Source organism: Bordetella genomosp. 6 (genome assembly GCF_002119705.1).
Lineage (GTDB): Bacteria > Pseudomonadota > Gammaproteobacteria > Burkholderiales > Burkholderiaceae_B > Bordetella > Bordetella bronchiseptica_F.
In genome coordinates this window covers 2,304,717-2,316,806 of the sequence record NZ_CP021107.1, presented here as the reverse complement: position 1 = coordinate 2,316,806, position 12,090 = coordinate 2,304,717, and the positions used below count along the sequence as shown (strand labels likewise).

7 protein-coding genes are annotated in these 12,090 nt (G+C 72.2%); 5 read left to right on the top strand and 2 right to left on the bottom strand.

The annotated features are described in order from the left end of the window. Position 1: 1 nt before the first annotated feature. From CAL11_RS10780 to CAL11_RS10765, 4 genes are all read left to right on the top strand, one after another. On the top strand, positions 2-1,036 hold the full coding sequence (locus CAL11_RS10780; RefSeq protein WP_086094559.1) for an HAD family hydrolase: 1,035 nt from the start codon (positions 2-4) through the stop codon (positions 1,034-1,036). Positions 1,037-1,085: 49 nt separating this feature from the next. After that, a complete protein-coding gene (locus tag CAL11_RS10775) occupies positions 1,086-2,714 on the top strand; it encodes an arylsulfatase (protein ID WP_086092922.1) in 1,629 nt (542 codons plus the stop codon). Positions 2,715-2,792: 78 nt separating this feature from the next. After that, positions 2,793-5,339: a hypothetical protein gene (locus CAL11_RS10770; RefSeq protein WP_086092921.1), complete on the top strand. Its 2,547-nt coding sequence runs from the start codon at positions 2,793-2,795 to the stop codon at positions 5,337-5,339. 2 nt (positions 5,340-5,341) lie between these two features. Further along, positions 5,342-6,304 carry a hypothetical protein gene (locus CAL11_RS10765; RefSeq protein ID WP_033466364.1) on the top strand — a complete coding sequence of 321 codons (963 nt, stop codon included), beginning with the start codon at positions 5,342-5,344 and terminating at the stop codon, positions 6,302-6,304. Here CAL11_RS10765 and CAL11_RS10760 read toward each other — a convergent pair. Further along, positions 6,247-8,190 carry a sensor histidine kinase gene (locus CAL11_RS10760; protein ID WP_086094558.1) on the bottom strand — a complete coding sequence of 648 codons (1,944 nt, stop codon included), beginning with the start codon at positions 8,188-8,190 and terminating at the stop codon, positions 6,247-6,249. The two genes, CAL11_RS10765 and CAL11_RS10760, sit on opposite strands and share 58 nt — an antisense overlap. Next, entirely contained in the window at positions 8,183-8,857 is a 675-nt protein-coding gene (locus tag CAL11_RS10755; RefSeq protein ID WP_086092920.1) for a response regulator transcription factor, read from the bottom strand. The genes CAL11_RS10760 and CAL11_RS10755 overlap by 8 nt, the downstream gene beginning before the upstream one ends. A gap of 129 nt (positions 8,858-8,986) precedes the next feature. Here CAL11_RS10755 and CAL11_RS10750 point away from each other — a divergent pair, with 129 nt between their 5' ends. Then, the gene (locus CAL11_RS10750; RefSeq protein ID WP_086092919.1) at positions 8,987-12,073 is read left to right on the top strand and encodes an autotransporter domain-containing protein; all 3,087 of its coding nucleotides are present in this window, start codon (positions 8,987-8,989) and stop codon (positions 12,071-12,073) included. Positions 12,074-12,090: the final 17 nt, after the last annotated feature.

Genomic DNA, 12,090 nt, shown 5'->3' with positions numbered 1-12,090 from the left:
GATGAACAGACATATGACCAAGGGCTGGCGCCGCTGGACGGCGCGCCTGGGCGCGGCCGCCATGGCGCTGTTGCTGGCCGCCTGCGCGGCGCCGCGCCAGCAGGCCGCGTCCGTCGACGAGCTGCCGTCCTGGAACGACGGGCCGTCGCGTACGGCCATCGTCGAATTCGTGCGCGCGGTCACGCGCTCCGGCGGGCCGGATTTCGTCGCCGCCGACGAGCGCATCGCCGTGTTCGACAACGATGGCACGCTGTGGAGCGAGCAGCCCATGTACTTCCAGATGCTGTTCGCGCTCGATCGCGTCAAGAGCATGGCGCCGCGTCATCCGGACTGGGCGCGCCGCCAGCCGTTCAAGGCCGCCCTCGAGGATGACCACGCGACGCTGGCCAAGGGCGGCGATGCCGCGCTGATGAAGATCGTCGGCGCCACGCACACGGACATGAGCACCGACACCTTCACCCGCAGCGTCAGGTACTGGGCCTCGACGGCGCGCCATCCGCGCTTCGACCGCCTCTATACGGAGCTGACCTTCGCACCCATGCGGGAACTGCTGGACTACCTGCGCGCCCATGGCTTCAAGACCTACATCGTCTCCGGCGGCGAGACCGAGTTCATGCGGCCCTGGGCGCAGCAGGCCTATGGCATCCCGCCCGAGCAGGTCATCGGCTCCAGCTTTGTCACGACTTATGGCGTGCGCGACGGCGAGCCTACGCTGTGGCGCCACGGCAAGCTGGAGTTCAACGACGACGGGCCGGGCAAGCCGGTGGCGATCCAGCGCTACATCGGCCGGCGCCCGATCCTGGCGTTCGGCAATTCGGACGGCGACCTGCAGATGCTGCAATGGACCGCGGCCGGCGATGGCAAGCGTTTTGCCGGCCTGGTGCATCACACCGACGCGCAGCGCGAGTGGGCCTATGACCGCGATTCCAGGATCGGCCGGCTCGACCGCGCGCTGGACGAGGCGCGGCGGCAGGACTGGACCGTGGTGGACATGAAGACAGAGTGGAAGCGCGTATACGCATTCGAACAACCCTGAAGTTTGTTGACTTGGCGGCACAAGGCCCTGTCGGGCGAGGAGAGCAGTCATGAATGCAAGACGATGGTTGACGGCGGCGCTGGTGGCCGCCGGAGGGCTGGCCATGGCGGCCGGCGCGCATGCACAGGCCCAGGGCGAGGCGGCCAAGCCGCAAGCCTCCGGCAAACCGCCCAATATCCTGGTGATCTTCGGCGACGATATCGGACAGGCCAACATCAGCGCATATACGCGCGGCGTGGTCGGATACACCACGCCCAATATCGACCGCATCGCCAAGGAGGGCATCATCTTCACGGACTACTACGCCGAGAACAGCTGCACGGCGGGCCGGTCCTCGTTCATCACCGGCCAGTCGCCGCGGCGCACCGGCCTGTCCAAGGTCGGCGTGCCCGGCGTCGCCGTGGGCCTGCAGGACCGCGACATCACCATCGCGCAGGCGCTCAAGGCGCATGGCTACGTGACCGCGCAGTTCGGCAAGAACCACCTGGGCGACCGCGACGAATACCTGCCCACCAAGCACGGCTTCGACGAATTCTTCGGCAACCTCTATCACCTCAATGCCGAGGAAGAGCCCGAGCGGCCGTACTGGCCCAAGGATCCCAAGGATCCGATCATCAAGGCCTACAAGCCGCGGGGCGTCATCAAGGCCAGCGCCGACGGCAAGATCGAGGACACCGGCGCGCTGACCTCCAAGCGCATGGAGACCATCGACGACGAAACGGTGGGCGCCGCGCTGGACTACATCGACAAGCACGGCAAGGGCGACAAGCCGTTCTTCGTGTGGATGAACACCACGCGCATGCACATCTATACGCATATCCGGCCCGAGCACAAGGGCAAGAGCGGCATGCCCGGCAACGACTACGCCGACGGCATGTGGGAGCATGACCAGGATGTCGGCAAGCTGCTCAAGAAGCTGGACGACCTGGGCATCGCCGACAACACCATCGTCGTCTACACGACCGACAACGGACCCAACCAGTTCAGCTGGCCGGACGCCGCCACCACGCCGTTTCGCAACGAGAAGGACTCGAACTGGGAAGGTGCGTTCCGGGTGCCCGCCATGGTGCGCTGGCCCGGCCATATTCCGGCGGGCGTGACCAAGAACGGCATGGTGTCCGGGCTGGACTGGTTCCCGACGCTGCTGGCCGCGGCGGGCGATAGCGACATCAAGGAGAAGCTGCTCAAGGGCTGGAGCGCCGGCAATGGCGGCAAGGACTACAAGGTGCACCTGGACGGCTACAACCAGCTCGATTACCTGACCGGCAAGAGCGACAAGAGCGCGCGCAACGACTTCTATTACTTCAACGACGACGGCCTGCTGGTCGCCATGCGGATGGAGAACTGGAAGATCGTGTTCTGCGAACAGCGTGCGCCAGGCGGCTTCGACGTGTGGAAGGATCCGTTCGTGTGCCTGCGGGTGCCCAAGGTGTTCAACCTGAGGATGGACCCTTACGAGCGCGCCGACATCGTTTCCGACCAGTACTACGACTGGCTGTCCAAGAACGCCTATCTGGCCTTCATCGGCTCGGCCAAGGCCTCGGAGTTCCTGGAGACCTTCGTCGAGTGGCCGCCCAGCCAGCGCCCGGCCAGCTTCAGCGTGGACCAGGTGCAGGAAGAGGTGGACCGCAAGATCATGCAGTACTTCGAAGAGCAGAAGCAAAAGCAGGGCAAGTAGGCGCGGGCGGGCGCGGGCAGGCCCCGCGCCCGCTTGCGTCGCGGACTCCATGGGCATGTCTTTCCCGGATCACACGACATGAGCAGTACATCCCTGCGGGCCGGGCGCGCGGCGGCGACGCCGCGCGCCCAGGCGCGGCCGCTGGCCGGCTTGTGGGCGCCGGCCCTGTTGCTGGCGCTGTCCGGCACGGCGGCGCTGATATTCCAGATCCTGTGGATCAAGCAGTTGTCGCTGATCGTGGGCGTGGAAGTGCACGCCATCGCGCTGGCGGTCAGCGCCTTCTTCCTGGGCCTGGCGGCCGGCGGCTGGTGGCTGGGACGCCGGGCCGACCGCAGCCCGCGCCCCCTGCGCCTGTACGCGGCCATCGAGGCCGGCGTGGCGGTCCTGGCGCTGGCGGTCACGCTTGTGCTGGCGCGCGCCGCGCCGCTTTTCGTGCAGGGCGAGCAGTACAGCCCCTGGCTGGCCTGGCTGGCGGTGTTGCTGCTGGTGGGCGCGGCGCCGTTTCTCATGGGCGGCACCTTGCCGGTGCTGCTGCGCGCGGCCGGCGCGGGCCGGGTGGGCCGCGCCGGCGCCACGCTGTATGCCGCCAATACGGGCGGCGCCATCGCCGGCGCGCTGCTGCCGGCCTTCCTGTTGATTCCCGCGCTGGGCGTGCAGGGCAGCGCCTGGGCGGCGGCCGGGCTGAACCTGCTGGCGGCGCTGGGCGCCTGCTGGCTGGACCGTCGGCGCGGCGCCGCCGCGCAAACGGAGCAGGCCGTGGCGGCGCCGGCGCCCGGCGCCGCGTGGTCGCCCGGCGCCCGGCTGGCCATCGGGCTGTATAGCGTGGCCGGCGCCATCGCCATGGGCTACGAGGTGCTGTGGTCGCAGATGATCGTGCCCTTCATGAGCACGCGCGCGTTCGCGTTCTCCATCGTGCTGGCGGTGTACCTGGCGGGCCTGGCCGGCGGCGCGGCGCTGTATGCCCGCTGGGAGCGCCGGCTGGGCGATCCGTGGCGCGTGTTCGGCCTGCTGATCGCCGGCGCCGGCGTGGCCGCGCTGGTCGAGGCGGCCTTGCTGGGCCGCTGGCTGGTGGCCGCGCAAAGCGTGGCCGAGGCGGCCGTGGCGGACTGGACCGCCAGCGGCCTGGCCGGCATGAGCGCGCGCTTCGCCGTGGCCGCGGCCGTGGTGGTGCTGGCGCCCACGCTATTGCTGGGCGCGGCGTTTCCGGCCGTGCTGCGCATCGCCGTGCCGCCCGAGCGGCGCGGCCAGGGCGCCGGCGCGGTGCTGGCCGGCAATACGCTGGGCGGTATCGCCGGCACCGCGCTGACGGCCTTCGTGCTGCTGCCGTACCTGGGCACGGTGCGGGCCCTGGTGCTGCTGGCGCTGGCGGCCTGCTGCGTGGGCGCGCTGGCGGTGTGGCGCGCGCCGGCGCCAGCCGCGATGGCGCGGGCGCTGGTGGCGGCGCTGGCCGGCGGGGTGCTGATCCTGGGCTGGACCTTGCCCGCGTCCCACCTGGCGCGGCTGCTGCCGGGCGCCCAGGGCGGCAAGCTGCTGTTCTATGAAGAGAACCATGGCGGCACGGTGGCGGTGGTGGAAAGCGGGCAGGGCGGACAGCGCTTCCACCGCCTCTACATCCAGGGCGTCTCCAATTCGGGCGACGCCATGCCTTCGCTGCGCTACATGCGGCTGCAGGCCTTGCTGCCGCTCATCGTGCACGCCGGCGAGCCACGCTCGGCGCTGGTGATCGGCTACGGCACCGGCATCACGGCCGGCGCGCTGTCGCGCTATCCGGGCCTGCGCCAGCGCGTGGTGGCGGAACTGCTGCCCGGCGTGCTGCACGCCGCGCCGCTGTTCCGGGGCACTTACGGCGCGGCCGGCGACCCCGGGCTGCAAGTGCGGCTGCGCGACGGGCGGCGCGAACTGCTGGCCAGCTCCGAACGCTATGACCTCATCACCCTGGAGCCGCCGCCGCCGTCGGCCGCCGGCGTGGTCAACCTCTATTCGCGCGACTTCTACGCGCTGGCCGCCCGACGGCTGAACATGTACGGCATCGTCGCGCAGTGGCTGCCGCTGCCCACGCAGAACCTGGACGACACGCGCGCGCTGGTGGCCAGCTTCATCGAGGTCTTCCCGCACGCCACGCTGTGGACCACGGAATTCCACGAAATGCTGCTGGTCGGCTCGCTGGCGCCCCTACCGCTGGACGCCGCCCGCATCGCCGCGCGCTACGCCCAGCCCGGCGTGAGCGAAGCGCTGTCGGAGGTAGGGGTGGGTTCGCCCGCCGCGCTGCTGGCGACCTGGGTCACCGACCGCGCGGGGCTGGCGCGCTTTGCCGGCCAGACGCCGGCGGTGACCGACGACCGGCCCGCCATCGAATACGCCGGCTGGGTGCGGCCGCGCGAAGTGACGCGCACGCTGCCGGCCCTGATGGCGCTGCGCGGCGCGCCGCCCGTGCAGGACGACGGCGTCATCGCCGCCGCCGAGATCGCCCGCGCGCGCGCCGAACTGGACCTGCTGTACCGCAGCGCCCTGGCCGCCTACCAGGGCGACCGGCAGGCCTGGGCCAGCCATGCGCCGGCGCTGGCGCGCGCCAGCCGCGACAATCCGTATCTGCGCTGGTTCGTGGGCGGCGCCGGGGAGCGCTAGGCATGCGGCCGGCGGCCGGGCGCCCGGTCCCGTGGCTGATGGCGCTGGCGGCCTGCACCGTGGCGTCGGCCGCATGGGGCCAGCAAGGCCTGCGGCTGAGCAAGGACGACCTGCAGAAGCGCGCCAATGGCGTGCTGGCGCTGATGTCGTTCTCCATCGTTCCCGACATCACCACCAGTGCCCTGAACATCGCCGGCGGCGGGGGCTCGACCAGCGGGTCGACCGAGTTCTACATGACGCAGCTGGGCGGCGGCGACACCATCTCGAAATCGGTGCCCCTCTACCTGGAAGGCGTGCTGGCGGCCAGCCGCTACGATCCGACCTTCGTCGCGACCCAGGGCGCCGATTCGCGCCGCATCCCCGCCAAGTGGAACAGCGTCTCGGCCACCGGCGGCATAGGCTGGGATTTCCCGCTGACCGACGAACTCAAGCTGCGGCCCATCTTCAATGTGGCGCTGGGCAACGTGACCAGCGACCTGCGCGCGGCCAGTTGGTACGTGGGGCGGCAGACCGGGCAGGACATCGACTTCCTGGACCGCGGCTCGCTCAATGCCTACGGGCTGGGCGGGTCGCTGATGCTGGACTACGAGCATTACCGGCCGGGCTACGAGGTGGACGTGGAGTTGCGCTACTCGGATATCCGGCTGCGCAGCTTCGATAGTTCGGCGGCGGTGCGCGGCCAGGCCACGGCGCAATCGGCCAACCTGTGGGCGCGCTATCGGGCGCCCACCGGCGCGACGCTGCTGCAGCGGCCGCTGCGCTATGTGCTGGAACTGACGCATTCGGAGTTCCTGGGCGATCAGCGCGGCATCCTGGGCTTCGATCGCCTGACTTCGGTGGGCGCGGGCCTGGAGCTCGATTCCAGCGCCTACGACGTATTCGTGACGCGCACCCGGCTGGTCGGCCGCTATGTGTTCGGCAACAACGTATCGGGGTTCTCGGTCGGCCTGGCGGTCAGCTTCTGAGCGTGGTCGCACGGCAAATGCAATTCGAAATGGGTGCCGCGCGCCACCTCGCGCCACAGAATGCGCGCCTCGATGGCGCGTGCGCGCGCCTGCATGCCGGTCAGGCCGCGCCCGGGGCTGGCCGCGGCCGGCGCCTGCCGCCCGCCGCGAAAGCCCGCGCCGTCATCGACGACGGCGATGACCGCGTGCGCGGGCTCCAGCCGGGTGCTCACGGTCAGGCGGCGCGCCCGCGCATGCTTGAGGATATTGGTGAACACCTCCTGCAGGATGCGCAGCACGTGCAACGCGGCCGGCGGCGTCAGCCAGGACACCGGCGGCAGCGGGCCGACCCGCCAGTCGATCGCCAGCCCGGCGGCCTGCAGGCGCGGTCCGAGCCGAAAGCGCAGCGTGGCCAGCAGCAGGGCCAGGTCGGTCTGCGCGGGTTCGAGCGAATCGATGGTCAGCCTGAGATCGTCCAGGCATTCCTGCAACACCTGCGCCACCGCGCCTTCCGAGCTGTTGCCGTGCTGCACCATGCGCAGCGCCGACACCAGCGAGGACCCCAGGCCGTCGTGCATGTCCTGCATCAGGCGTTCGCGCTCGCCGGCCAGGATACGGGTGCGCTCGACCTCGCGCAGGCGGCGATGGCTGCGCTCCAGCTCCCGTTCGCGCTCGGCCAGGCGGTGTTGCAGCGTGGCCTGCGCGCCGGCGGCCTCGGCCAGGGCGTTGACGTAACGCCGATAGGCGACATACAGGAAGATGACGAACATGCCGATGCCGGTATAGGGCAGCAGGTAGACATGCTCCATGCTGAGCCGGTAGTTCTGCAGCAGCATGTCGTGCACCGCCACCGGGATGGCCGCCAGGTTCCAGCAGGCCAGCACCAGGCCATCGCGCGAGCGGGCTCGCCACGCGCCCCAGACCGCCAGCAGGCAGGCGAACAGGCTGACCACGGTAATGCCCAGGTAGGCCAGCGGCGCCAGCAGCACCAGGTGCGGGTGGATTTGCCAGACCGGCAGCATGGCCACCGTCAGCGCGCCCATGCCGGCCAGCATGGCGCGCTCGCTGCGCGGATAGGCGCGGCCGTGCAGGCGGAACGCAAAGAAATACGAGGCAATCGCCAGCCAGCCGACCGAGGTGATGGTCAGCCAGCTGAACCATTCATCGTCCAGCAGCAGCTGGAACGGACCGGCGTGGTAATGCAGGCAACGCAGGTAGAACACCACGGAAGCCGCGAAGAACAGCCCGTAGATGGATTCCTTGCGGCGCACCGCCCACACCCCCAGCGCGAACAGGCCAAGCGCCAGGAACACGGCGCTGGCCAGGTACGGCAGGTCCTGTTGCAGCCAGCGGCGCAGCTCGTAGCGCCAGCGCAGCTCGCCGGCGGCGCCGACCCAGGCGGTCGAGAGCCCCGCGCCCGCGCCGTCCAGGCTGCCGATGCGCAGCAGCAGCGTCGCGGGCGGCGCGCCACCGGCGGCCAGGGGCAGCCATAACGGCCGGTTGAAGCCGCTCCATTGCGCGCTGCCGCCGGAGCGGTACAGCAGCTTGCCGTCGCCATAGACGGCCAGGCGCCCGACCGTCTGCCAGCGCGGCAGGTACAGCACGGGGTCGTCGACCCCGCTGGCGTCGAGGTCCAGCCGGTACCAGGCCAGCGCTGCGTCGCCGGCGCGCGGGTCGGGCACCATGTGGCGCCGCAGGCCGGCATGGGGCAGCGCCACGCTTTGCCAGTCGCCGGGCGGGCCCTGCGCCGGCACGCGCTGCGGCGCGGCGGCCGCCGCCTCGTCCTGCAGCAGGAACTGCGCGGCCGTGAAGTGGCGGGGCTCGGCCTGCACGGCCGCGGGCAGCGCCAGCCACAGCCAGGCCAGCACCGCCCAGGCCCGACGCATCAGCCGCCGGCGCTCATCCATGCGGGCGCAGGCCGCGCGCTGCATTGATCGCGTCGACCTTGGAATGGACCTGCAGCTTGCGGTAGATGCGCCGCACGAAGGTCTGCACCGTATGGTGCGAAACGTCCAGTTCGCGGGCGATTTCCTCGTAGGTGTAGCCCAGCGTGATCCGTTCGAGCACCTGCTGCTCGCGCGGCGACAGCGCCAGCGCGGCGGGCGGCTCGGCGGGCGGCAGGTCCGCGCGCAGCCGGTCGAGCAACTGGCGCGCGATCAGCGGGCTGATCGGGCTGCCGCCGTCGCGCAGCGCGCGGATGTCGCGCACGATGCCGGCGGGCTCGCTGTCCTTGAGCAGGTAGCCGCAGGCGCCGGCCTCGATGGAGCGCAGGACGTGGGCGTCGTCGCCGAACATGGTGTTGACCATGACGCCGCAGTCGCGCCACAGACGCCGCGCCTGCCGGATGACGTCGATGCCCGAGCCGTCGGGCAGGCCCAGGTCGACCAGCAGCACGTCGGCCGGCGGGCCGTGCAGCATGGCCAGCGCGTCGGCGTACGTGCGCGCCTGGGCCAGGACCGACATGCCGGGCTCGTGCGCGATCGCCGCGACCACGGCGTGGCGAAACGCCGGGTCGTCCTCGACGATGGCGATGCGCAGCGATGCGGCAGGCCGCGCCGGCGTACAGGTTTGCATGGCGTGCGTCTCCGTGCGGCCCCGGCTGTCCCCAGTTCGGGGGACAGACACAGAGCGAAAGTAATCGTAACTTTTGCTGCACTGTAGCGCGGCCCCTGGGCCGCGACAACCCGGACTCGATGCTCGTTCATGAAACCGATTTTTCGAATCGAATACCCATTTGGACCGTTGCCCGCCCGGGCCGCGCGCGGCGGACTGCTGCTGGCCGGCGCGCTGGCCTGTTGCGCTGCCGCGCATGCCGAGCTGCTGGGCGTGGACGGCGGCGGGCCGTCCGGCGGCGCGGGCTCCCCCAGCCGGGGGCTGCCGGGACAGCCAGGCAGCGGACCCGCGCCGGGCCTGGGCGGCGACAGGACGACGCCCGTACCGGGCGGTAACGGCGGCGCCGGCGGCGGCGCGGGCGCCGCCGGCGCCAGCGAATCGACCCATAACGGCGGCGGTGGCGGCGGCAGCGACAGCGGTGGAGGCGGCGGCGCATTGGTCCTCGAGATGGGAGGGGGGGCGGCGGGCGGCAACGGCGGCAACGGCGGCGGCGTGGCCCAGGCGCTCAGCGTCGGCGCGGATCTGCAGTCCAGTCGCGGCGGCGCGGGCGACGACGGCGGCGCCCCGAGCGACGGCACGGAGCCCGGCGGTGGCGGTGGCGGCGGCGGAAGTGGCGCGGCCATACTTGCCGGCGGCGGTTATCGTGCGCGAGGCGCGGCCATCGTGGGCGGGCGTGGCGGGACGGGCGGCGCGGGGTTCGAGTCGGGTGGCGGCGGGGGCGGCGGCCACGGCATACGCGTCGATGCGGCGGATGTACGGATCGACTTGCTCGCCGCGCAGGTCGCGGGCGGCCAGGGCGGAGACGGCGGCGCCGGTTCCGGGGGCAGCGGCGGCGGCGGCGACGGCGGGCATGGCCTGGCGGGCGCGGCGAACGACCTGCGCCTGCGCGTGGCCGCGGACAGCAGCCTGCGCGGCGGCGATGGCGGCACCACGCGGCCGGTTAGTCACTGGGCGGGCGCGGGCGGAGCCGGCGGGGCCGGCCTGTTCGTGTCGGCGTCGCGGTGGCAGGTGGAAACCGCGGGCCTGATCCAGGGCGGCAACGGGGCCAGGGGCAACGCCAGCCGCGAGTTCGACGGCGGCAAGGGCGGCGCGGGCGGCACGGGCCTGGCGTTGGCCGGCGATATGGGCTGGGTAGTCAACCACGGCCGGATCCAAGGCGGCCTGGGCGCGACGGGCGGCACGAGCGAGCGGGCCGCCCCCGGCGCACCCGGCGCGGGCGGCGCCGGCGTGCGGATCGCCGGCAACGGCAATCGCCTGGTCAACGCCGGCCGCATCGCCGGCGGGCTGTCCGCCGATGGCGCGCGGGCCGACGCAGTGCGCATCGACGGCGCGGGCAACACTTTCGAACTGCACGCGGGGTCCGTCCTGCAAGGCAACGCGGTGGCCATGGGCGGCGCCAACGTGCTGGCTCTCGGCGGCACGGAAAGCGCCGCCTTCGACGTCTCGGCGCTGGTGGCCGGCGCGCCGGCCGCGTGGAGCGGCGTGCCCCGGTATGCCGGTTTCACGGCGTACGAAAAGACAGGCGCCGGTACGTGGCGCCTGACGGGCAGCAACCCGGCCGCCTTGCCCTGGACCGTACGGGCCGGGCGGCTGGCCGTGGATGCCGAGATGGCGGGGTCGACCATGACGGTGGCCGCTGGCGGCACGCTGGGCGGCACGGGCACGGTGGGCGACACGACCGTCCGGGCCGGCGGCGCGCTGGCGCCGGGCAATTCCATCGGCACCTTGCGCGTGGCGGGCGACCTGGTGTTCGAGCCGGGTTCGCGTTTCGAGGTCGAAGCCGACCCGGCCGGCACCTCCGGCGATCGCGTCGCGGTCAGCGGCGCCGCCGACATCCGCGGAGGCGCGGTTCTGCATGTCGGGCCGGAAGGCGGGTTCGAGGCGCGCCAGCGCTACGTGATCCTGACGGCAGGCCAGCGGCGCGGCCAGTTCGATACGGTCAGCTCGGACTACGCCTATCTGGCGCCGTCGCTGTCGTATGACGCGACCAGCGTGGCGCTGATCCTGCAACGCCGCGCCGGCCCAGGGGCCGGAGGCTCGATGGCCTTCGCCGACCTGGCCGAGACGGCCAACCAGCGCGCCACCGCGCGCGCGGCCGATACCTTGCCGGCCGGGCATCCTGTCTACCGTGCCGTGGAAACGCTGCCGGAGGGTGCGCCGCCGGCGGCCTTCGACAGCCTCTCGGGCGAAGTGCATGCCAGTACGCGCAGCGCGCTGCTGAGCGGCGCGCGCCTGGCGCAGCAGGTCAGCCTGGGACGTTTGCGCAGGCATCTGGACCTGGGTTCGCAGGCCGGCGCGCCCATCGCGGCTGCCGGCGGCGCGCCCGGCGCGGCGGCGCTGCCGGGCGCGCCGTCGCCGGCCTGGGCCGAGGTGGTCGGCGCCTGGCAACGCCTGGATGGCGACGGCAACGCGGCGCAGGTGCGCCAGCACACGGGCGGCCTGTTCGTCGGCGCCGATACCGAGCTGGGCAATGGCTGGCGCGTGGGCGGCTCGCTGGGCTTTACCGATGCCCGGATCGAGGTCGACGGGCGCGCCTCGCAAGCCGACGTCGACAGCTACACCGCCGCGCTCTACGGCGGCCGCGCCTGGGAGCTGGGCGCCGGACGGCTCAAGCTGCTGGCCGGCGCCGCCTACACCTGGCACGACATCGCCAGCGAACGCCACGTCGCCGTGGGCGATCTGCGGCAGGACCTGGCGGCGGACTACGGCGCCAGCACCACCCAACTGTTTGCCGAACTGGGCTACGCCATGCCGCTGGGCGCGTCGGCCGAACTGGAGCCGTTCGCCGGGCTGGCCTGGAACCAATTGCGCGTGCGCGGCTTTACCGAGACGGGCGGCAGCGCCGCCTTGCATGGCGCCAGCGGGCATGACGACATCGCGGCCAGCACGCTGGGCGCGCGCGTTGCGGTGCCGGTCGGGGCCGGCGCCACGCTGCGGGCAATGGCCGGCTGGCGGCACGCCTTCGGCGACCGCACGCCGCAAAGCATGCTGGCCTTCGGCCAGGGCAGCGCCTTCGAGGTGGCCGGCGCGCCGATCGCGCGCGACGCGGCCCTGGTCGGCGCGGGCGCCGAGATCGCGCTGGCGCGCAACGCCAGCCTGAGCGCGGCCTATACGGGGGAATTCGGCGGCGGCAACCGCCAGCACACCGCCAGCGCGGTCCTGCGCTGGCGGTTCTGAGCGGGGCCGACCCCGCC

Coding starts and splice junctions, on each gene's coding strand:
- CAL11_RS10750 (WP_086092919.1), top strand. CDS start 8,987: ATGAAACCGATTTTTCGAATCGAATACCCATTTGGACCGTTGCCCGCC.
- CAL11_RS10755 (WP_086092920.1), bottom strand. CDS start 8,857: ATGCAAACCTGTACGCCGGCGCGGCCTGCCGCATCGCTGCGCATCGCC.
- CAL11_RS10775 (WP_086092922.1), top strand. CDS start 1,086: ATGAATGCAAGACGATGGTTGACGGCGGCGCTGGTGGCCGCCGGAGGG.
- CAL11_RS10780 (WP_086094559.1), top strand. CDS start 2: ATGAACAGACATATGACCAAGGGCTGGCGCCGCTGGACGGCGCGCCTG.
- CAL11_RS10770 (WP_086092921.1), top strand. CDS start 2,793: ATGAGCAGTACATCCCTGCGGGCCGGGCGCGCGGCGGCGACGCCGCGC.
- CAL11_RS10760 (WP_086094558.1), bottom strand. CDS start 8,190: ATGGATGAGCGCCGGCGGCTGATGCGTCGGGCCTGGGCGGTGCTGGCC.
- CAL11_RS10765 (WP_033466364.1), top strand. CDS start 5,342: ATGCGGCCGGCGGCCGGGCGCCCGGTCCCGTGGCTGATGGCGCTGGCG.